The 20,317-nt window shown below is 68.3% G+C and carries 18 protein-coding genes and 1 pseudogene; 4 read left to right on the forward strand and 15 right to left on the reverse strand.

Going from position 1 to position 20,317, the window contains the following annotated elements:
- Positions 1-236: pseudogene (locus RMP09_RS24065) on the forward strand (histone); the annotation flags it as partial.
- Between the two features lie 88 nt (positions 237-324).
- On the opposite strand, the gene RMP09_RS08230 reads toward RMP09_RS24065, so the two are convergent.
- From RMP09_RS08230 to RMP09_RS08260, 7 genes are all read right to left on the reverse strand, one after another.
- On the reverse strand, positions 325-1,212 hold the full coding sequence (locus RMP09_RS08230; protein WP_310565494.1) for a carbohydrate kinase family protein: 888 nt from the start codon (positions 1,210-1,212) through the stop codon (positions 325-327).
- A 20-nt stretch (positions 1,213-1,232) separates the two neighbouring features.
- Positions 1,233-2,504 (reverse strand): DUF3426 domain-containing protein, encoded by a 1,272-nt coding sequence (locus tag RMP09_RS08235; RefSeq protein ID WP_310565495.1) that lies wholly within the window; start codon positions 2,502-2,504, stop codon positions 1,233-1,235.
- A gap of 49 nt (positions 2,505-2,553) precedes the next feature.
- A complete protein-coding gene (prmA, locus tag RMP09_RS08240) occupies positions 2,554-3,483 on the reverse strand; it encodes a 50S ribosomal protein L11 methyltransferase (protein WP_310565496.1) in 930 nt (309 codons plus the stop codon).
- Complete coding sequence (accC, locus tag RMP09_RS08245; protein ID WP_310565497.1) at positions 3,473-4,822, reverse strand: acetyl-CoA carboxylase biotin carboxylase subunit; 1,350 nt, start codon at positions 4,820-4,822, stop codon at positions 3,473-3,475. Before accC ends, prmA begins: the two co-directional genes overlap by 11 nt.
- A gap of 13 nt (positions 4,823-4,835) precedes the next feature.
- Positions 4,836-5,297 carry an acetyl-CoA carboxylase biotin carboxyl carrier protein gene (gene accB / locus RMP09_RS08250; RefSeq protein WP_310565498.1) on the reverse strand — a complete coding sequence of 154 codons (462 nt, stop codon included), beginning with the start codon at positions 5,295-5,297 and terminating at the stop codon, positions 4,836-4,838.
- A 229-nt stretch (positions 5,298-5,526) separates the two neighbouring features.
- Entirely contained in the window at positions 5,527-6,048 is a 522-nt protein-coding gene (locus tag RMP09_RS08255; RefSeq protein ID WP_310565499.1) for a TlpA disulfide reductase family protein, read from the reverse strand.
- Between the two features lie 17 nt (positions 6,049-6,065).
- Positions 6,066-6,671 (reverse strand): hypothetical protein, encoded by a 606-nt coding sequence (locus tag RMP09_RS08260; RefSeq protein WP_310565500.1) that lies wholly within the window; start codon positions 6,669-6,671, stop codon positions 6,066-6,068.
- An 88-nt stretch (positions 6,672-6,759) separates the two neighbouring features.
- Between RMP09_RS08260 and mpl the strand changes: the two genes are divergently transcribed.
- A complete protein-coding gene (gene mpl, locus RMP09_RS08265; protein WP_310565501.1) occupies positions 6,760-8,235 on the forward strand; it encodes a UDP-N-acetylmuramate:L-alanyl-gamma-D-glutamyl-meso-diaminopimelate ligase in 1,476 nt (491 codons plus the stop codon).
- 5 nt (positions 8,236-8,240) lie between these two features.
- Here mpl and RMP09_RS08270 read toward each other — a convergent pair whose 3' ends face one another.
- The 8 genes from RMP09_RS08270 to RMP09_RS08305 all read right to left on the reverse strand — a co-directional run bounded on the left by RMP09_RS08270 (position 8,241) and on the right by RMP09_RS08305 (position 17,532).
- Positions 8,241-8,561, reverse strand: a complete 321-nt coding sequence (locus RMP09_RS08270; protein WP_310565502.1) for a hypothetical protein — start codon at positions 8,559-8,561, stop codon at positions 8,241-8,243.
- Positions 8,562-8,636: 75 nt separating this feature from the next.
- Positions 8,637-9,692, reverse strand: coding sequence for a hypothetical protein (locus RMP09_RS08275; protein ID WP_310565503.1), 1,056 nt, complete (start codon positions 9,690-9,692; stop codon positions 8,637-8,639).
- 169 nt (positions 9,693-9,861) lie between these two features.
- A complete protein-coding gene (locus RMP09_RS08280) occupies positions 9,862-10,986 on the reverse strand; it encodes a 3-deoxy-7-phosphoheptulonate synthase (protein WP_310565504.1) in 1,125 nt (374 codons plus the stop codon).
- Between the two features lie 235 nt (positions 10,987-11,221).
- On the reverse strand, positions 11,222-12,682 hold the full coding sequence (gene tldD, locus RMP09_RS08285) for a metalloprotease TldD (protein WP_310565505.1): 1,461 nt from the start codon (positions 12,680-12,682) through the stop codon (positions 11,222-11,224).
- A gap of 60 nt (positions 12,683-12,742) precedes the next feature.
- On the reverse strand, positions 12,743-13,618 hold the full coding sequence (locus tag RMP09_RS08290) for an NAD(P)-dependent oxidoreductase (RefSeq protein WP_310565506.1): 876 nt from the start codon (positions 13,616-13,618) through the stop codon (positions 12,743-12,745).
- 152 nt (positions 13,619-13,770) lie between these two features.
- Entirely contained in the window at positions 13,771-14,925 is a 1,155-nt protein-coding gene (gene rodA / locus RMP09_RS08295; protein WP_310565507.1) for a rod shape-determining protein RodA, read from the reverse strand.
- A 46-nt stretch (positions 14,926-14,971) separates the two neighbouring features.
- A complete protein-coding gene (locus RMP09_RS08300; protein ID WP_310565508.1) occupies positions 14,972-16,810 on the reverse strand; it encodes a sensor histidine kinase in 1,839 nt (612 codons plus the stop codon).
- 5 nt (positions 16,811-16,815) lie between these two features.
- On the reverse strand, positions 16,816-17,532 hold the full coding sequence (locus RMP09_RS08305) for a response regulator transcription factor (protein WP_409559700.1): 717 nt from the start codon (positions 17,530-17,532) through the stop codon (positions 16,816-16,818).
- A 221-nt stretch (positions 17,533-17,753) separates the two neighbouring features.
- On the opposite strand from RMP09_RS08305, the gene RMP09_RS08310 reads away from it, so the two are divergent.
- Positions 17,754-19,634 carry a hypothetical protein gene (locus RMP09_RS08310; protein ID WP_310565510.1) on the forward strand — a complete coding sequence of 627 codons (1,881 nt, stop codon included), beginning with the start codon at positions 17,754-17,756 and terminating at the stop codon, positions 19,632-19,634.
- A gap of 70 nt (positions 19,635-19,704) precedes the next feature.
- Entirely contained in the window at positions 19,705-20,316 is a 612-nt protein-coding gene (locus RMP09_RS08315) for a YqiA/YcfP family alpha/beta fold hydrolase (RefSeq protein ID WP_310565511.1), read from the forward strand.
- Position 20,317: the final 1 nt, after the last annotated feature.

Consider the following 20,317-nt stretch of genomic DNA (forward strand, 5'->3'; position numbering starts at 1 on the left):
CGAAGAAGGCCGCTGCTCCTGCAAAGAAGGCTGCCGCTCCGAAGAAGGCCGCTGCTCCTGCAAAGAAGGCTGCCGCTCCGAAGAAGGCCGCTGCACCCAAGGCCGCCGTCAAAAAGGCAGCCCCCGCAAAAAAAGCTGAGCCGGCCAAGAAGCCGGCAGCCCCTGCGGCCCCTGCAGCGCAAACCAAGCTGAACCCTCAGGCGGCCTGGCCGTTCCCGACGTCCAGCAAGCCCTGATTCCCAGCCTGGGATGACGTGACAAAGCCCGGCGCGAAAGCACCGGGCTTTTTTCATGGGCGACCGCGGTGGGCTGGCCGCCGCCGGATCAGACGCTGAACCGGTAGTTCTGCCCGCCTCGGCTGGCGATCTTGGTGGCGCCGATGCGGTTGCCCAGCTCGGCACAGCGCGCCAGGCTCCAGCCCTGCGACAGACCGTGCAGCAGGGCGGCCCGGAAGGCATCGCCGCAGCCCGTGGGGTCCAGCACCTCGGTGGCCTGGACCGGCGCCACCAGGGTCTTGCGGCCTTGCTCCCACACTTCGCAACCGTGTTCACCCAGGGTGATGACCAGACCCTGCACCTGCTGGGCGATGGCATCAAAATCCAGCCCGGTGCGGTCGCTGAGCATCTTGCCCTCGTAGTCGTTGACGGTCACCCAGGTGGCCAGCTCGACGAAGCGCCGCAGCTCGTCGCCATTGAACATGGGCAGGCCCTGACCCGGATCGAACACGAAGGGAATGCCCGCATCGTGCAGTTGCTGCGCGTGCTGCAGCATGGCGTCGCGCCCGTCGGGCGACACGATGGCCAGGCGGATGCCGGCGTGGGTGGGCACCGGCGTCTCATGGGCCTGCGACATCGCGCCGGGGTGGAAGGCGGTGATCTGGTTGTTGTCGCGGTCGGTCATGATCATGGCCTGCGCGGTGTAGTTGTTTGCCGTGGTGCCGACGAAACGCGTGTCCACCCCCAGGCCGCGCATGCGCTCCAGGTAGTCGGTGGCGTCGTTGCCCACCATGGCCAGCGGCACGGCCGGCGAGCCCAGCTGGCGCAGGCCATAGGCGATGTTGCCGGCGCAGCCGCCGAACTCGCGCCGCAACCCCGGCACCAGGAAGGACACGTTGAGGATGTGCAGCTGGCTGGGCAGGATCTGCTCAGCGAAGCAGCCCTCAAACGTCATGATGGTGTCGAAGGCCAGCGAGCCGCAGATGAGGATGGACATGGTTCAGGAGAAAAGAAGGATCAGGGATAAAAAACCAAGGCACGGTAACCGGCCATGGACACGGCACCGGTGCCGGAGATGGACAGGCGCAGGCTCAGCGGCAACGAACCCTGAGCGGGCAGCAGGGTTGGCGCGCCGGGCAGTTCGCTCTGCAGAAAAACACGCCGCGCGATCACGCTGTCGCGCGTGTCGGTCAGGCTCAGCTCCAGCGCCGGCACGGCCACCGGGATGGGCGCCGTGTTCTTGAGGACCAGGTCGAACGCATAGAAGTTGCCCAGCCGGCGTGCCAGGGTCGAGCTGTCGATGACCACGGCGTCGATGCGGCGCACAGGCCCCATTTCGCAACCCAGGGGTGCACACAGCTGTGCCAGCAGCGGCGCCCATTCGGGATGGCGGGCCGCCAGGGTGTCGCGCTCCTGCACCGCCCACTGGGCTCCGAGCAAACCACCGAGCAGCACGGCCAGCAACGCCAGCGCCGCGCGCACCGCCGGTGAACGCCAGAAGGCCTGGCGCCGGGCCTGGCGCACGAAGCCGGGCTCGGCTGGGGTCTCTTGCACGGCCGCCACCTCGTCGGGCACCTGCACGACAGAAGGCTCGGGCGCCTGGGCCGGCGCCACCGGCGTCTCCACGGTCTCGGGCACGGCGCGGCCGGCGGCCTCGGCAAAACGAGCCAGCTCGGCATGGAAGTCGGAGGTCTGTTCCTCGGCCGAGGACGCATCCGACGGATCGTTCATCACCGCGGATGTTTCGAAGGCGTCGCTCGGTCCCGCGTCCCCTCGGGGCTCGGCAGCGGGCATGGCCTCGGCCCCGTCCCGCCACCCTCGGTCCACCTCGGTGGTCGGCGCATCTGCTGCGAGCGCACGGATCTCGGGCTCTGGCGTCCAGTCCGTCTCACGCCCGACATCGACTGGCGAGGTGTCGCCCAACACCGACAGCCCATCGGAATCGACGACCACATCCGGCGCGGGCCAGGTCGGAACGGCACGCTGCGGCGACAAGGCTTCAGCGCCCACGACGGCATCCGACTGGGGCGCGACGTCGTATTGACCAAGCGGCGTCGCCGACTCGAACGGGGTTTCTCGGTGCTGTTCGGGGTACGGTGCCGGCGCTTCGGCCCACACCGGATTGGGCGTCGCAGGTGCCGGTGGTGGCACCCAGGGCTGCAGGTACAGCGTGGCGTCGAACACGTCGGCGCAGTGACCACAGCGCACCCAGCCGTCGGAGATCTTCAGCTGGTCGGGCACGACCCGGAAGGTCGTGCCGCAAGCCGGACAGCGGGTGGTGTAGCTCATGCGCCGATTATTGCAGGGGGCTCGACGAGCCCCGGGGCGCGGCGAGGCCTCAGGCGCGCCGTGCGGTCATGAGGATCCAGCCGTCCTCTTCGTCGCTCACGGACAGCTGCACCCAGGGCGCATACGCCTCGATCAGCTCGTCGGCCTGGCGCGCCAGGATGCCGGCCAGCACCAGCTGGCCACCGGCCTTGACGTGCGCGCACAGCAGCGGCGCCAGCACCTTCAGCGGCGTGGCCAGGATGTTGGCCAGCACCAGGTCGAACTCGCCGCGCGCCAGATCGGGCAGGCCGCTCTGCAGCTGCACGTGGTTGTTCTCGGCGTTCAGGCGGGTCGATTCGACGGCGGCCGGGTCGATGTCCACCGCCACGATCTCGCGCGCGCCGAACTTGGCCGCGCCCATGGCCAGGATGCCCGAGCCGCAACCGTAGTCCAGCACCCGCTGGCCCTGCGCGCCATGGCGCGCGGTCCAGCGCAGGCACATGCGCGTGGTCGGGTGGGTGCCGGTGCCGAAGGCCAGGCCCGGGTCCAGCCGCAGCACCTGCTGGGCGGCCGCGGGCGGCTCGTGCCAGCTGGGCACGATCCAGAAGGTGGGCGTGATCTCGACCGGCTCGAACTGCGACTGCGTCAGCCGCACCCAGTCCTGCTCGGCCACGGCGCGCACACCGAGCACCTGACCATCGCCAAAGAAGTCCTGCGGCGCCAGCAGATCGGCCGCCTCGCGTGCCGCCGCTTCGGTGCTGAACAGGGCCACCACACGCGAGCGGTTCCAGCCCTCCTTGGGCGGAGGCATGCCGGGCTCGCCGAACAGGGCCTGCTCGGCCGGCGTCAGGGCGTCGGCGTCTTCCACCGAGACGCTCAGCGCATCCAGCGCATCCAGCGCATCGCTCACCGGCTCGACCGCGGCCTCGGCCACCAGCAGCACCAGTTCGAAAAAAGACCCAGCCGACGGCTGGGTCAGGGCATTGGCATCAGCGCTCACGATGGGACAACCACTCTTCGAGGTAATGGATGTTGGTGCCACCGGCCACGAAGCTGGCGTCCACCATCAGTTCGCGGTGCAGCGGGATGTTGGTCTTGATGCCTTCGACCACCGCTTCGGCCAGCGCCGTGCGCATGCGGGCCAGGGCCTGCTCTCGGGTGTCGCCATGCACGATCAGCTTGCCGATCATGCTGTCGTAGTTGGGCGGCACGAAGTAGTTGGTGTAGGCGTGCGAGTCCACGCGCACACCGGGCCCGCCGGGCATGTGCCAGGTGGTGATGCGCCCGGGCGACGGGGTGAACTTGTAGGCGTCTTCGGCGTTGATCCGGCACTCGATGGCGTGGCCCTTGAGCTGGATCTGGCGCTGCGTGAACGGCAGCTTCTCGCCAGCAGCCACGGCGATCTGGGTGCGCACGATGTCCACGCCGGTGATCCACTCGGTCACCGGGTGTTCCACCTGCACGCGGGTGTTCATCTCGATGAAATAGAACTCGCCGTTCTCGAACAGGAACTCGAAGGTGCCCGCGCCGCGGTAGCCGATCTTCTTGCAGGCGGCCGCACAGCGCTCGCCGATCTTCTCGATCAGGCGGCGCGGGATGCCCGGCGCCGGCGCTTCCTCGATCACCTTCTGGTGGCGGCGCTGCATGGAGCAGTCGCGCTCGCCCAGGTAGACCGCGTTGCGGTGCGTGTCGGCCATCACCTGGATTTCGACGTGGCGCGGGTTCTGGAGAAACTTCTCCATGTACACCTCGGGATTGCCGAAGGCCGCGCCCGCTTCCGCCTTGGTGGTCTGCACCGCGTGCAGCAGCGCCGCTTCGGTGTGCACCACGCGCATGCCGCGCCCGCCGCCACCGCCGGCGGCCTTGATGATGACCGGGTAGCCGACCGCTTTGGCGGTGCGCTTGATCACCACCGGGTCGTCTGGCAAGGCCCCCTCGGAACCCGGCACGCAGGGCACGCCCGCGCGGATCATGGCCTGCTTGGCCGACACCTTGTCGCCCATCAGGCGGATGGATTCGGGCGTCGGGCCGATGAAGGTGAAGCCGCTCTTTTCCACGCGTTCGGCGAAGTCGGCGTTTTCCGACAGGAAGCCGTAACCGGGGTGGATGGCTTCGGCATCGGTCACCTCGGCGGCCGAGATGATGGCCGGCATGCTGAGGTAGCTCTGGCCCGACTGGGCCGGACCGATGCAGACCGCCTCGTCGGCCAGGCGGATGTACTTGGCATCGCGGTCGGCCTCGGAATAGACCATCACCGCCTTGATGCCCAGCTCGCGGCAGGCGCGCTGGATGCGCAGCGCGATCTCACCGCGGTTGGCGATCAGGATTTTCTTGAACATGAGCAGCCGCCGCTTATTCGATGACGAACAGGGGCTGGCCGTACTCGACCGCCTGGCCGTTCTGCACCAGGATCTGGGTCACGGTGCCGGACTTGTCGGCTTCGATCTCGTTGAGAATCTTCATGGCCTCGACGATGCAGATCGTTTCGCCTTCCTTGATCGTGTCGCCCACGTCCTTGAAGGGCTTGGCGCCCGGGCTGGACGCGCGGTAGAAGGTGCCCACCATGGGCGACTTGACGATGTGGCCCACCGGCTCGGCGGCAACGGGAGCGGCTTCGACCGCCGCCACCGGCGCGGCAGGCGCGGCCATGGGTGCGGCGACGGCGGGTGCCATGGCGTAGGTGACAGGAGCGGCCATGCCGGCCGGCGAACCCTTGACGATGCGCACCTTGCCTTCGGCTTCGGTGATTTCCAGCTCGGAAACATTCGACTCGGACACCAGATCGATCAGTGTCTTCAGCTTTCTCAGGTCCATGGTTTTCTCCAACGAATTTCTGTCAATTCCAGACAACTTCGCGCAAATACAAGCAAAACAAAGTCATCGCGTCTGACGGGGTGGCGCAGTGTACACGAAGGCGATCCGGTCAACCACCTGGCCGACCGCCGCTCATCGCCGGCCCCACGACCAGTCGCAACGAGTGGTCGCACGCAAAGAAGCCGCACTCTACCCCGATTTTCGGCTCAGATACCGCCCATTGCCGGACTCACCCCAGCTGCGCCCACTGGGTCAGGTCGGCCTCGCTGACTTTGCCCACCTTCTGGTGCGCCACCGCTCCGCCGGCGTCGAACACCACGCTGAAGGGCAGCCCGCCGCCCAGGTTGCCCAGGCTGCGGCTGAGCTCGGTGCCTGCCAGCCCCGCCATGCCGACCGGAAACACCAGGGGCAGCTGCTGCATGAAGCGGCGCACCGCACCGGGCTGGTCCACCGCCAGCCCCAGCACCTGCCAGCCCTGGGTGGCGTGCCGGGCATGGAAGGCGTTGAGCAAGGGCAGCTCGTCCACACAGGGCGGGCACCAGGTGGCCCAGAAATTCACCAGCAGCGGACGACCCCTGAACTGGTCCATCGCCACCGGCTCGCCGTTGGGCCCATCGAACCGACTGGCCCAGAAGGCCGCCAGCGCGGGGGACTGCGCCTGGCGCGGATGCAGGCGCCACCAGGCCACGCCAGCGCCCGCGGCACAGGCGGTCAGCGCCAGCGCGCCGGTCCAAAGGGTTCTTCTTTGCATGAGGAGACGGAAAAGGTTCAGTGAGACCCGGCCGCCAGCAGCGCGCGCAGGGCCTTGGCGTCGCCCCGTGGCTTGCGCCCCAGGGCGTCGGGCTTGAGCGCACCGCGCAAGCCGTCGTGGTCGTGCACCAGCAGGTGCACCAGCACCCACTGCCCGAGCGCTGCGTTGCGGCTGCGCAGGGTCAGCGCGTCCACCGGCTCGCCGCGCCAGCCGGTGGCGCTGCCGGGCTGGTAGTCCACGCGGTGGTCGAGCAGGCTGAGCTCGGCGGCCTTGGGATCGTCGCAGAACAGGTGCAGGTGGATATCGCTGTGGCGCGTGGCGGTCCCGTGCCAGACGGCGCCGCCCAGGTGGGGCAGGAAGTCCTGCAGCCGGTCCATCCAGACCAGCGCCTGTTCGCGCAGGGCCTGCAGTTCGGTGGCCTGGGTGTCGGGGCAGAACACCGCGATGTACTCGCGCACCGCCGCCTCCATGACCAGGTTGTCCGGCCACGGCGCCTTGGCCGACAGGCCCAGCTGGTGGCCAGCCTGGCGCTTGGCGGGGCCGTATTCCATGCCGTCCTCGACCACGTAGCGGGCGGCCACGGCGGCGATTTCACGGGTCAGGTCCGAAGGGTGGGCGTCCATGCGCGGATTGTGCACCGCTGCGCCGCCTACAGAACACCGGGCCGGCTTGGCCCCTGCCCCCCCAGGGCATCGCCCTAGAATCGCCGCCATGCATATACATATCCTGGGCATCTGTGGCACTTTCATGGGTGGCGTGGCCGCCCTGGCCCGCGAGGCGGGCCACCACGTGACCGGCTGCGACGCCGGCGTCTACCCCCCCATGAGCGACCAGCTGCGCGCACTCGGCATCGAGCTGATCGAAGGTTTTGGCGCCGACCAGATGGCCTTGCAGCCCGACATGTACGTGGTGGGCAACGTGGTCAGCCGCGCCCGGCTGCCCGACGGCACGCCGAAATTCCCGCTGATGGAAGCCATCCTGGAAGCCGGGGCGCCCTACACCAGCGGCCCCCAGTGGCTGGCCGAACACGTGCTGCAGGGCCGCCATGTGCTGGCCGTGGCGGGTACGCATGGCAAGACCACCACCACCTCGATGCTGGCCTGGGTGCTGGAGGCCAACGGACTGAACCCGGGCTTCCTGGTCGGCGGGGTGCCGATGAACTTTGGCGTCTCGGCGCGCCTGGGTGGTGGGGCCGCTGTGCGCTCTGCGCCGGTAAAGGAGGAGCCCGCACAGCGGGCGGGGGGCACGGAGCAGAGCGCACAGCCGCTCCGCTACCCACTCTTCGTCATTGAAGCTGACGAGTACGACACCGCCTTCTTCGACAAACGCAGCAAGTTCGTGCACTACCGCCCGCGCACGGCCATCCTGAACAACCTGGAGTTCGACCACGCCGACATCTTCGACGACCTCAAGGCCATCGAACGCCAGTTCCACCACCTGGTGCGCACCGTGCCGGGCACCGGTCGCGTGGTGGTGAACGGACTGGAAGAGAGCCTGGACCGCGTGCTGCACGCCGGCTGCTGGAGTGAGGTGCGCAGCTTCGGCGCCGCCGTGAGCGATTTCAGCGCCGTCGGCGAACCCGATGCGTTTGATGTGCTGCAGCGCGGCCAGAAGGTGGCCCGCGTGGAGTGGGCGCTGACCGGCGTGCACAACCAGCTCAACGCGCTGGCCGCCATCGCCGCAGCCGAACACGTGGGCGTGGCGCCTGCCGACGCGGCGCGGGCGCTGGGCAGCTTCCAGAACGTGCGCCGCCGCATGGAAGTGCGCGGCAGCGTCGCCCGTTCGGGCGGCGGCATCACCGTCTACGACGACTTCGCCCACCACCCCACGGCCATCCGCACCACGCTGGACGGCCTGCAGCGCAAGCTGCGCGCCAGCGGCGACGCCGGCCGCATCCTGGCCGTGTTCGAACCGCGCAGCAACACCATGAAGCTGGGCACCATGAAGTCACAACTGCCGTGGAGCCTGGAAGCCGCCGACCTGGCGTTCTGCCATTCGGGTGGACTGGACTGGGATGCGGCCGAGGCGCTGGCCCCCATGGGTGACCGCGCCCTGGTGGCGGGCAACATCGATGCGCTGGTGCAGCAGGTGGTGGCCGCCGCGCGGGCGGGCGACCACATCGTGTGCATGAGCAACGGCGGCTTTGGCGGCATCCACGGCCGCCTGCTCGGCGCGCTGCAGGGCTGAGCCGCTCAGTAACCGACGGACTGGGTGAGCAGGTCCACGGTGACCACCGGCTTGGCCAGCGCCGCGCTGGCGGCGCGTGCGTAGGCCACGGCCCAGTCTTTGTGAGCCGCGTCGCGGAACCGCTCTTCGCCCGCGGCTTGCGCCACACACAGCACCTTGTCGGCGGTCAGCACCTTGCCGGTCAGGCGGATCGGCTCGCACTGCAGGGCGGTGAACTGCTCGTCCAGCCAGGCCCGGGCCTGGTCGTGCGGCAGGGGCTGAACCTCTTCCAGGTCAAAGCGGTACACGGCCGGATCGGCCCATTTGACAATCACTTGGCTGCGCATGGCGGGTGCTCCTGGGTGGGGGTCTTGGATGCCATCCATTGTGCCGCGCCGTCACCGGCCGGACCCCGAGCCAGATCAAACCAGGGGCTGATCGGCACCCGGGCTCTGCGCCGCGCGCAGGGGCGAATGCCGCACCTCGCGCAACAGACTGCTGGGCGCGGCCTGCTCGGAGGGCCGGCCCTCGCGCGCCTGGGCGTCCTGCGCCAGGTCGGTCTGATCGAACTGCAACCCGAGCATTGCCCGCCGCGTGTCGGCCGCGGCACGGCGGGCGCTGTCGGCATCGGTGGTCACGCCGCCCGCGTAGTAGAGCGCGGCCAGGTGGCGGGCCAGCACGCCGACCGGCTGCCCGGTGCGCGCGGCCAACTCGTCCAGCCGCGCCGGCTGGGCCATCAGCTCGCGCATGAGCAACAGGTGCGTTTCGTCGAACCAGCGCGGCGGCAGGCGCGGCACACGGCGCAGGTGCACGGTCTGTTCGCGGTAGCGCCCGGGCAGCAGGTCGCGGCGGGTGCGCACGGTATAGGTCCACAGCACGCGGTGCAGCGGCAGGCGCATGAACGAGGGCGGGATGTCGGCGGCCAGGTTCGGCCGGCGCACCCACTCGGCCATGGCCACGTCCACCGGCCGGGCCGGAATGAACAGGCCGGTCTGCCAGCGGTCCAGGTCGATCACGGCGAGCAAACGGCTCTCGTGCAACACATGCACCACGCCGTCCTTGAAATGGCGCAATTGCTCGACCAGGCGTGCGCCCAGCGCAAACTGGCTGCGCAGGGGCCGCAGCCAGGCTTCAAAACGCTGCAGGCGCTGGCGCACGCTGGCCTCGTCGTGCGCATGGAAGAACTCGGCCGAAGCGAAGCCTTCGGGCAAGGGCTCGGCGAAGGCCAGCGGGCGATCGACCTCGGCCCGGTTCAGGGCCAGGCGCTCGCCGCTGCCCTGCGGGTGGCGGATCAGCACCCCATCACGCCCCTGCACGTCGACCGACGCGCCGTTGATCATCCAGGCATCGGCCATGTGCGGGTCGCCAGCAATCCACTCGGGCCAGCCCGGCTGGGCCTGCGCCGCCCAGCGTTGCAGACGGTCGCCGTCGGCAGCTGAAAACCCCAACAAACCCAGACGCAAAACCGGTTGCTCCACTTGGACTCCCAAGGCCCCTGCCACCACCCACGGTGGTGGAGACATCGGAGCCGGCGCGCCGCCCGCGCGGCGCCTTCCCAGAATACCAAGCGCCTGAAGGTTCACCAAACCGGCGTGGTGCACACACCGCACTGGCTTGCCCGCGCGCCGCGGGTGCTTGACAAAACCGTCAGCGCGCGCGCGCCGAGCGCACCGCCTGCGACAGCACGTCCAGCGCCTGCACCGAGTCGTCCCAGCCCAGGCAGGCGTCGGTGATGCTCTTGCCGTATTCGAGCTGGCCCACGTCGTCCTTGCCCGGGGTGAACTTCTGCGCCCCGGCTTCGATGTGGCTTTCGATCATCACGCCGAACACGCTCCTGGAGCCCGAGCCGATCTGCTGGCCGATGTCGCGTGCCACGTCCAGCTGCTTCTCGTGCTGCTTGCTGCTGTTGGCGTGGCTGCAGTCAACCATCAGGCGCGGCGTGAGCTTGGCGGCTTCCAGTTCCTTGACGGCGGCGGCCACGTGCACGGCGTCGTAGTTGGGCGTCTTGCCGCCGCGCAGGATGACGTGGCAGTCCTTGTTGCCGTTGGTCTGCACGATGGCGACCTGGCCGTTCTTGTGCACCGACAGGAAGTGGTGGCCCCGCGCGGCGGCCTGAATCGCGTCGGTCGCGATGCGGATATTGCCGTCGGTGCCGTTCTTGAAGCCGATCGGTGCCGACAGGCCCGAGGCCAGTTCGCGGTGCACCTGGCTCTCGGTGGTGCGCGCGCCGATGGCGCCCCAGGCGATCAGGTCGCCGATGTACTGGGGCGAAATCACGTCCAGGAACTCGCTGCCCGCCGGCAGGCCCAGGCGGTTGATCTCGATCAGCAGCTGGCGCGCGATGCGCAGGCCTTCGTCGATGCGGTAGCTCTCGTCCATGTAGGGGTCGTTGATCAGCCCCTTCCAGCCCACCGTGGTTCGCGGCTTCTCGAAGTACACCCGCATCACGATCTCCAGCGTGTCGGCGTACCGCTCGCGCAGCGGCTTGAGGCGGCGGGCGTAGTCCAGCGCGGCGGCCGGGTCGTGGATCGAGCAAGGCCCGATCACGACCAGCAGGCGGTCGTCCTTGCCGTGCAGGATGTCGTGGATGCGGCTGCGGGTCTGCTTGATCAGGCCTTCCACCGCCGTGCCGGCGATGGGGAAGAAGCGGATGAGGTGTTCGGGGGGCGGGAGCACGGTGATGTCCTTGATGCGCTGGTCGTCGGTCTGGCTGGTCTTGTCGGCAGGCCGCGCATACCAGGCATCGCTGGCGGTCGTGTTCTTGGCGTTCATCGAAGGCTCCTCGCAGGGTTGGAAAAAGAACAGGTGAAAAAAAACCGCCGGGCTGTGGGCCCGGCGGTTTGGGAGGGTTTCGGTTGCTTTGCGCGCTTACACCGTTGCCTCTCGTCCGCCGGGGACCGAGAACCAAAAGTAAAAGCCAAAAAAGATGGCGGGACGCGTTTGCATAGGTCGCGAATGTAGCACGGCCGTTATGACAGCCGTCTTACAGGCAAACCCTGAACGGTGCTCAAGCCGTGCCGCCGACGGTCAGGCCGTCGATGCGCAGGGTCGGCTGGCCCACGCCCACCGGCACGCTCTGGCCTTCCTTGCCGCAGGTGCCCACGCCGCTGTCCAGCCGCATGTCGTTGCCGATCATGCTGATCTTCTTGAGCGATTCGGGGCCGCTACCCACCAGCGTGGCGCCTTTGACCGGGTACTGGATCTTCCCGTTCTCGACCCAGTAGGCCTGGCTGGCGGAGAACACGAACTTGCCGCTGGTGATGTCGACCTGGCCGCCGCCGAAGTTGGTGGCGTACAGGCCTTTTTTGATCGAGGCCACGATTTCTTCGGGCGCCCGGTCACCGCCCAGCATGTAGGTGTTGGTCATGCGTGGCATGGGCACGTGGGCGTAGCTTTCGCGGCGGCCGTTGCCGGTGGGCTTGACGCCCATCAGGCGCGCGTTCATCGCGTCCTGGATGTAGCCCCTGAGGATGCCGTCCTCGATCAGCACGTTCTTCTGCGTGGTGTGGCCTTCGTCGTCGACGTTGAGCGAACCGCGGCGGTCGGCGATGGTGCCGTCGTCGAGCACCGTCACGCCCTTGGCCGCCACGCGCTGGCCGATGCGGCCGGCGAAGGCGCTGGAGCCCTTGCGGTTGAAGTCGCCCTCAAGCCCATGGCCCACGGCCTCGTGCAGCAGCACACCGGGCCAGCCCGGGCCGAGCACCACGGTCATCTCGCCGGCCGGCGCCGGGCGCGCGTCCAGGTTGGTGAGGGCGGCGTCCACCGCCTCGTCCACATAGGTCTGCACCAGCGCGTCGTCAAAATGTGCCAGGCCAAAACGGCCACCGCCGCCCGACGAGCCGACTTCGCGCCGGCCCCTCTGCTCGGCGATCACCGTCACCGACAGGCGCACCAGCGGCCGCACGTCGGCGGCCATCGTGCCGTCGGCCCGGGCCACCAGCACCACGTCGTGCTCGGCGGCCAGGCCGGCCATGACCTGCACCACGCGCGGGTCCTTGGCCTTGGCGAGCTTCTCCACCTTTTCCAGCAGCGCCACCTTGGCCGTGCTGTCCAGCGTGCCGATCGGGTCCAGCCCCGGGTAGAGGGAACGCGACTTGGCCACCTTGGCCTTGCCGGCTTTGACCTTGCGGTCCTGCCCCTGGCCGGTGATGCTGCGCACCGTGCGGGCGGCGTCCAGCAGCGAATCCCAGGACAGGTCGTCGGAATAGGCGAACGCCGTCTTCTCGCCGCTGACGGCGCGCACGCCCACGCCCTGGTCGATGCTGAAGCTGCCGGTCTTGACGATGCCCTCTTCCAGGCTCCAGCCTTCGCTGCGCGTGGTCTGGAAATAGAGGTCGGCATCGTCGGCCCCGCGCACCATGATCTCGGCCAGGGCCTTCTTCAGGTGGTCGGGCGTGAGACCGAAGGGGTCGAGCAGCAGGCTCTGTGCGCTGGAGAGCCGGGCCAGGGTGGGTTCGCTTGCAATCATGGGGCGATTGTAAGAACGCGCCCACCCGCGCGCTGGCAGCGGGGTCTTGCGGACGAACGGTCAGCCGCCGCGCTGGCGCAGCCAGAGCAGCAGGGCCGCGTCGTCCCGGTCGGCCAGGCCGGCGGCGTGGGCCTGGGCAAAGGCCTCGGCCGCACGGGCGCCCAGCGGGCCGTCAAAGCCCGCCGCCTGCGCCGCCTGCACCGCCAGCCGGGTGTCTTTTTCCAGCAGGGTGACGTGGGCGCGCGGCTCGAAGTCGCCCGCGATGGCGCGGCGCATGCGGTCGGAGCCGATCCAGCTCTGGCCGCTGGACTGTTCGATCACGTCCAGCGTGGTGGGCAGGTCCAGCCCCAGGCGCTCGGCCAGCGCCATGACCTCGGCCGCCCCCACCAGGTTGATGCCGGCCAGCAAGTTGTTGACCAGCTTGGTGCGCGCACCATCGCCCGCGCGTTCGCTGATGACGAAGCGCCGGCCCGACAGGGCCTGCAGCAGCTCGGCATGGCGCGCCAGCAGCGCCTGCGGCGCGGCCAGCATCAGGCTCATGGAGCCGTCGCGCGCCCGCACCGGACCGCCGGACATGGGGGCGTCGATGCAGCCGATGCCGCGCTCGGCCAGAGCGGCGGCCAGGGCCTCGGCGTCCTGCGGGGCGATGGTCGGGCACAGCATCACGGCCTGGCCGGGCCGCATCGCCGCGACCGCGCCGTCCGGGCCGAACAGCACGGCGTGCGACTGGGCCGCGTCCACCACGCAGACGATGAGCACGCCATCGGCGGAGAGCGCCCGGGCCGCGGTGTCGGGGCTGTCGGCCAGCTCGGCACCGGCGGCCAGCGCCTGCTGCTGGCGCAGGGGATCGATGTCGCACACCACCACCGGCCAGCCCTGTTCGCACAGGCGCGCCGCCATCGCGCCGCCCATGTTGCCGGCACCGATGACGGCCACCCGCTGCGAACCACGCAGCGGCGGAGCGTGGGGGTCGCGGTCCGGCGCCGGGCCGCCCCCAGCCGGATCAGCCCCTGGAACCGGCAAGGACCGGGTCCCTTCCCGCTCCCGGGGCAGCGACCCGCGCAGCGGCGGAGCGTGGGGGTCAGAGGTCATGATTGCATCAACCGTTTGGACTTGGCGATGGACATCAGGATGCCCAGCATCACGCCCAGGGTGACCATGGCGGTGCCGCCGTAGCTGATGAAGGGCAGCGGCACGCCCACCACGGGCAGGATGCCGCTGACCATGCCCATGTTGACGAAGGCATAGACGAACAGGTTGAGCGTCATGGCGCCGGCCATGAGGCGGGCGAACAGGGTCGGCGCCTCCATCGCCACCGCCAGGCCGCGCACGATCAGGAAGATGAAGCCGGCCATCAGGCTCAGGGTGCCGACCAGCCCGAACTCTTCGGAGAAGGCGGCGTAGATGAAGTCGGTGGTGCGCTCGGGGATGAATTCCAGGTGGGTCTGCGTGCCTTGCATGAATCCCTTGCCCCAGACGCCGCCGGAGCCGATGGCGATCATGCCCTGGATGATGTGAAACCCCTTGCCCAGCGGGTCCTTGGAGGGGTCGAGCAGGGTGCACACGCGCTGGCGCTGGTACTCGCGCAGCACCTGCCAGTCCACGTCGGGCTGGCACCACTGGGGCTCCATCACGATCAGGATCACCACGCCGATGGCAACGAGGAGCACCGGCGGCACGATCAGTTTCCAGCTCAGGCCGGCGAAAAAGATCACCGCCAGCCCCGAGGCCAGCACCAGCAGGGTGGTGCCCAGGTCGGGTTGTTTGAGGATGAGCGCGGCCGGCACCGCCAGCAGCACGCCCGCGACGACGAAATCCAGTGGCTTGAGCTGCCCCTCGCGGCGCTGGAACCACCAGGCCAGCATCAGCGGCATGGCCACTTTCATCAGCTCGCTGGGCTGGATCACGATGCCCACGTTGATCCAGCGCGTGGAGCCTTTTTTGGTGATCCCGAACAGGGCCACCGCCAGCAGCAGCAGCACACCCACGGCGTACATGGGCACGGCCAGCGCCATCAGCCGCTGGGGCGGCACCTGGGCCACCACAAACAGCACGCCGGCGGCCAGCATCATGTTGCGGCCGTGGGCGGCAAAGCGGCTGCCGTGGTCGAAGCCCACGGAATACATGGTCATCAGACCGGCCGCGGCCAGCAGCAGGATGGCGAATGCCAGCAGCCCGTCGAAGCCCTGGAAGATCGGGGTGACGCGTTGCCAGAGGGAGGGTTTGTCGAAGACGGCGGCCATGCCGGCATTATCCGGGCGCCGGCCCACCTCGCCGCGGCGCGGGCGATCAAGTCACCGGCAGCACGATGGTCACCACGGTCTGGCCGGGGCGGCTTTCGATCAGCAACTGCGCGCCGATGGCCTGGGCGCGCTCGCGCAGCGAGACCAGGCCTTTGCGGGCCGGCGCCTGCACGTCGAACCCCCGCCCGTCGTCCACGATGCGCAGCCGCACGGCGTCGGCGGCGCCATTGGCCTCGATGCGCAGCCGGCTCGCCTGGGCGTGCTGCAGCACGTTGGACAAGGCTTCGAACACCATGAACTGCAGGTGGCGCATGGCCTGGGCGTCCAGGCTGCGGATCGGCTCGATCAGGTCGACGTCCCATTGCAGCTCGATGTCCGAAGCCCGCAGGCGCGGCTCCAGCCGGTAGCGCAGGTTGGCCAGCAGCGCCGTGACATCGCCCGGCGGCAGGTGCATGGCGTCGATGGTCAGCTTGAGCTGGTCCAGCGAGTCGCGCAGGGTCTGCAACACATCGGTCTGGCTGGCCCGCCCGGACTGCAGCTGCCGGATCGCGGCGCTGATGTGCGAGCCCACGCCGTCGTGCATGTCGCGCAGGATGCGGGTGCGTTCGGCCGTGCGCTCCTGCTCGCGCGCCAGCACCTCCAGGCGCTGGTAACTGCTGTTGAGTTCGCGTTCGCGCTGGGCCACTCGCACGGTCAGGGTGCTCATCAGCTCGCGCACCTGCGCGCTGGCTTCACGGAACCGGGCGATCACCACATAGCCCAGCATCACGCCAAACAGGCTGGAGGTGTAGTACATGAGCGAGGTGCTCGGGTAGCTGGGATGGATGCGAAACACATAGAGATCGCGCAGCCCGACCAACACATTGACCCCCAGCGCCAGCGCCATCAGGCGCTGCGATGTCTGCGGTGAACGGGCGGCGCGCACCAGAAACCAGACGCCGAACGCCAGGATGCTGACGCCCAGCGCCGCGTACCACAGCGTCAGCACCATTGGTTGATCGCCACCGATGGCCCAGGCCGCCACACCAGGCCCCAGCGCCATCAGCAGCGCCTGGCCACGCCGAAAGCCGATCACCAGGGGGCTGCGGCGCCAACCGGTGAGCTCCATGCAGAAGAACACCATGCACACCGCCCAGACGCCCAGGGCCGTCACGGGCACGATGCCCCACCAGGGCCAGGGCAGCGGTGTGAACTCGATGTGGGCATTGCCCACCCGCAGCGACCAGGCCAGCTCGGCGAACGCCGCAAACAGGTACAGCGGATCGCGTCGCAACCGTCCGTCCGCGCCGATCTGCGTCTGCGTGGCCCACAAGGCCAGTGCCGCCAGCCCCACGATCAGGCTGAACACCGCGACCAGCACCGTGCCGGTGCTGCGCAGGAGGTGGGACTCGCGGTAGATCGGAGACACCTCCCCCATCGGGCCGATGAGGATCTTGGACAGGCCGCCGTGGCGTCCGGCGTCGGTGCGGATGCGGATGCTGAGGGTGTTGGTCGTGGACAGGTACCCTTCCGGCAGGCTCAGCAGCCGGGGGATCTGACCGGCGTCGTTGCCATTGAAGCGCTCCAGATCACCGCCGCGCTCCAGCAACAGTCCGTTGAGCCGGATCTCGTAGGCATTGCCCAGCCGTTCCAGAAACAGCCCCCACGGTTCGGCCGGCACCTGGGGCAAGTCAAAGCGCAGATCAAAGGTCGCATCGCCCGGGCGACCCTGGTGGTGGCTGTCCCAGGCATAGGGCAGCACCACCGCCTGGTCCGTCACCGTGCCCTGAACACGCACCACGGCGCGGGCCTGGGTCAACTCCAGCGGCAGCGCCCGGGCCATGACCGATGCCAGCGCCAGGCACAACCACAGCGCCAGCCGCAACCCCCATCCGGTCGCCCGCATCGGCATCAGTACCCACGGGGCAACAAGCCCATGCGTGTGGCCTCGAACACCGCCTCGCTCTTGGAATGCACCGCCAGCTTGCTGTAGAGGTTTTTGATGTGCGTCTGCACCGTGTGTACGCTCACCGCCTTCAGCCGCGCGATCTCGGCGTAGGAAAACCCGCGCGCGATCAGCTCCAGCACCTCCTGCTCGCGGTTGGACAGCTGCACCTTCTCTTCGCCGGCGGGCACCGACGGCGGATCACTCCAACCCGAATCGGACGCCGGCGCCACCGGAGGCTGCGCCTGCAACGCCCGGTATTTGGCCAGCACCCGGCGCGCGATCATGGGGGAAATCGGCGATGCCCCAGCCTTCATGCCCAGAATGGTCTGGGCCACATCTTCCGGCGTGGTGTCCTTGTGGATGTAGCCCAGCGCACCGGCCTCGATGCTGGCCATCACGTTGTCCTCATCGCCGAACATCGAAATGACCAGCGCTTCGCACTCGGGATGCCGCAGCCGGGCATGGCGGATCACGTCCAGGCCACTGCCATCGGGCAACCCCAGGTCGGTGAGCAGCACGTCCACGCGCTGCATCGGTTGGTCCAGGCAGGTCATCGCCTCGGCCACCGTGCCGACGCTGGCCAGCAGCGCCAGTGAATCGCTGCGCGCGACACTGCATGCGAAGAACTCCCGCATCTGGGCATCGTCCTCAACGATCAACACATTCCACACTGGAAACATCCTCGTGCCCCGTCGAAGGACGGCCAGAACGGGGTTGAGCATAGCGCCGCCCAAACCGCGGCGGCCGCGTCAAGCCTCCCATGGATATGTGAAACCGCCCAGGCCGCCTCGTGCTCACCCCATGAACATGGGAGGCGTTCCGGTGCAAATCCCTATTCAATCGCCGCAAGTCTTCCCGATCCAGGTCTGGAAGGTCGAGTGGTTTTTCTCTAGGAGCATCCATGAAGCCGAGTTTTTCGAAGCTGGCGCTGGCGCTGGTCAGTGCCGCAGTCATCACCTTGTCTGGTTGCGGAGGCGGGAGTTCCCCCTCCAGTTCGGGCGGAGACCCCCCGGTGGAGGCCGCCAGCTTCACGGGCACCGCTGCCGCCGGTTTGCCACTGGTCGGCAGGGTCACGGTCAAAGACGCCACTGGAGCCACCAAGGAAGTCACCATCGGTGACAACGGCTCCTACACAGTGGACGTGACCGGCATGACCGCCCCGTTCATGTTCCGCGCCGAAGGCACGGCAGGCGGCACCACCTACGTGCTGCACTCCGGCGCCACCGCTGCCGACGTGAACGGCAACATCAACATCACGCCGCTGACGGACCTGGTCATCGCCAACGTGGCCGGCCAACTGGCGGCCAACTACTTTGACGGCGGCAATTTCTCCAGTCTCACGCCAGACGAGGTCCAAGCGGAAAAAGACGCGCTGCGGGACAAACTGCTGCCGGTTCTGCAGGCCATGGGCGTCGAAGGCACCATCGACCTGATGCGCACCCAGTTCACCCCGCTGTCCAGTGCGCTGGACAAGGCGCTGGATGTGATCAGCGTGAGTGTCGATCCCGACACCAGCATCGCCACCATCACCAACCTGATCAACGACCAGCAGATCCAGGACGCCCTCCAGACCAAAGCGGCCCAGGAAACCGCGGTGTCGCTGCCCGGCACCGGCATGACCACAGCCGCCGATGACATCACCGCCGTGCGCCTGGCCTTGACCGGTTTGGCCTCCGCGTTCGCCGACGGCTTGCCCAGTGCAGGGGCGATCGAAGCACAGCTCCATGGCGGAACCGGGTCGCCCAACGTCGGTGACGCGACACAACTGCCGTTCCGCAGCGGGGACAAGAACGCCGCCCAGTGGGCCACCATGATCGCCGGCGACAGCGCCCTGGTGGGCATGCGCATCACCGACGTGACCATCCACAAGTTCGACTACACCAGCATCGACAACCTGGCAAACCTGTTCCCCCGGGCCTTTGTAGGCTTCACTTTGAGGGACAAAAACGGGATCGTGATGGACCGGGTGAAGTCCGTGCAGATGGCCAAGGGCAGCGATGGCGTTTGGCGCTTGCGCGGTGATGGCCGTCGCATGGACATCGGCGGCTACGCCCACATGTCCAAATTCATCCACAACAACCAGTCCGCCTGCTTTGGCACGGGCATCGAGTTCGAGATTTCCGACTTCAACGCCAACAACAACGGCGGCACCATTTCGTATGTCGTGGTCAAAGGCGCCGGCCTGCCCAGCGAGGGGCTGCGCTACGAGCCCACGGACGGCGGCAACTGGGGCATCACCAACGTGAGCAACCAGTTGGGCAACCGCTGGTACATCATGGCTTCCAGCTGTTTTGGTGGCGCAGGGGGCGCCGGCATGTCCGACGCAGCCATCGCGGCCATTCCCGACCAGGCGCAGTACACCATCACGGCCTTCCGTGCCGATGACTCCACCGCCATGGCAGGCAGCCCGACCAGCGCCATCAGCTACAAGGAAACCATCCCGCTGCGTCCGCTGACACTGACCGAAGCCCAGGCCGCCAGCTTCCCGGTCATCTCGGCCCCGACGCTCGCCAACTTCAGCACGTTCAATGGCGGCGACCTCACCATCAGCGGCAGCAACACCAACCCGAACGTGCACCTCTGGATGTACAGCTCCATCAGCAACGGGGCCGAATTGAACGAGGTCGATGAAGGTTTTGCACCGACCAGCAGCGGCACCTACAGCAAGACATTCAGCCTGGGCAGCTTGAGCAACCCGGTGAACCGGCGAGAAATCCGGGTGGAATCGTTTGCCAACATCTTCCGCCCGCTGATGACGAACATCGTGCTGGATGCGTTCTGATCGGTTGCACTTCACACGCCACAACAGCCCCGCCTCGGCGGGGCTTTTTTTCGCCCCTATCATCCGCCGCATGACCACCACCCACCTGCTCTACCTGCACGGTTTCCGTTCCTCGCCGCAGTCCATGAAGGCGCAGAAAGTGTCCGCCCGCGTGCGGGCGCAGCACCCGGGCGTGGTGTGGTGGTGCCCGCAGCTGCCGCCGTCGCCCGCCGAGGCGATGCGTCTGGTGATGGACGGGATTCGGGACTGGCCGCGCGAGCACATGGCCGTGGTCGGGTCGTCGCTGGGCGGCTTCTATGCCCGCTGGCTGGCGTTGCAGACCGGCTGCGCCAGGGCCGTGCTGCTCAACCCGGCCGTGTTCCCGGCGCGTGATCTGCAGAAGTACATCGGCGAGCAGACCGCCTGGCACGACCCGGCCGAACGTTTTTTCTTCGAACCGTCCTTCGTGGACCAGTTGCGCGCACAGGAGCAGGACATCGCCCACCTGAGCGCCCAGCACCCGGCCACACCGGCCCGCCAGTTCGCCATCGTGGCCCAGGGCGACGAGGTGCTGGACTGGCGCGAGATGCAGGCCTTCTGCGCCGGTGGCGAGCTGCGCCTGCTGCCGGGCAGTGACCACGCGATCAGCGATTTCGACGACCACATCGACGCCGTTTTCCGCTTTCTCGACCTGACGAACTGAG

The organism is Hydrogenophaga sp., assembly GCF_031426985.1.
Lineage (GTDB): Bacteria > Pseudomonadota > Gammaproteobacteria > Burkholderiales > Burkholderiaceae_C > Hydrogenophaga.

What these genes read in the sequence shown, in the direction of transcription:
- RMP09_RS08315 (WP_310565511.1), top strand. Translation starts at nt 19,705, where the DNA reads ATGACCACCACCCACCTGCTCTACCTGCACGGTTTCCGTTCCTCGCCG.
- RMP09_RS08280 (WP_310565504.1), bottom strand. Translation starts at nt 10,986, where the DNA reads ATGAACGCCAAGAACACGACCGCCAGCGATGCCTGGTATGCGCGGCCT.
- RMP09_RS08235 (WP_310565495.1), bottom strand. Translation starts at nt 2,504, where the DNA reads ATGAGCTACACCACCCGCTGTCCGGCTTGCGGCACGACCTTCCGGGTC.
- RMP09_RS08230 (WP_310565494.1), bottom strand. Translation starts at nt 1,212, where the DNA reads ATGTCCATCCTCATCTGCGGCTCGCTGGCCTTCGACACCATCATGACG.
- rodA (WP_310565507.1), bottom strand. Translation starts at nt 14,925, where the DNA reads ATGGCCGCCGTCTTCGACAAACCCTCCCTCTGGCAACGCGTCACCCCG.
- RMP09_RS08255 (WP_310565499.1), bottom strand. Translation starts at nt 6,048, where the DNA reads ATGCAAAGAAGAACCCTTTGGACCGGCGCGCTGGCGCTGACCGCCTGT.
- RMP09_RS08260 (WP_310565500.1), bottom strand. Translation starts at nt 6,671, where the DNA reads ATGGACGCCCACCCTTCGGACCTGACCCGTGAAATCGCCGCCGTGGCC.
- RMP09_RS08270 (WP_310565502.1), bottom strand. Translation starts at nt 8,561, where the DNA reads ATGCGCAGCCAAGTGATTGTCAAATGGGCCGATCCGGCCGTGTACCGC.
- RMP09_RS08310 (WP_310565510.1), top strand. Translation starts at nt 17,754, where the DNA reads ATGAAGCCGAGTTTTTCGAAGCTGGCGCTGGCGCTGGTCAGTGCCGCA.
- RMP09_RS08300 (WP_310565508.1), bottom strand. Translation starts at nt 16,810, where the DNA reads ATGCGGGCGACCGGATGGGGGTTGCGGCTGGCGCTGTGGTTGTGCCTG.
- tldD (WP_310565505.1), bottom strand. Translation starts at nt 12,682, where the DNA reads ATGATTGCAAGCGAACCCACCCTGGCCCGGCTCTCCAGCGCACAGAGC.
- mpl (WP_310565501.1), top strand. Translation starts at nt 6,760, where the DNA reads ATGCATATACATATCCTGGGCATCTGTGGCACTTTCATGGGTGGCGTG.
- RMP09_RS08305 (WP_409559700.1), bottom strand. Translation starts at nt 17,532, where the DNA reads ATGTTTCCAGTGTGGAATGTGTTGATCGTTGAGGACGATGCCCAGATG.
- accC (WP_310565497.1), bottom strand. Translation starts at nt 4,822, where the DNA reads ATGTTCAAGAAAATCCTGATCGCCAACCGCGGTGAGATCGCGCTGCGC.
- accB (WP_310565498.1), bottom strand. Translation starts at nt 5,297, where the DNA reads ATGGACCTGAGAAAGCTGAAGACACTGATCGATCTGGTGTCCGAGTCG.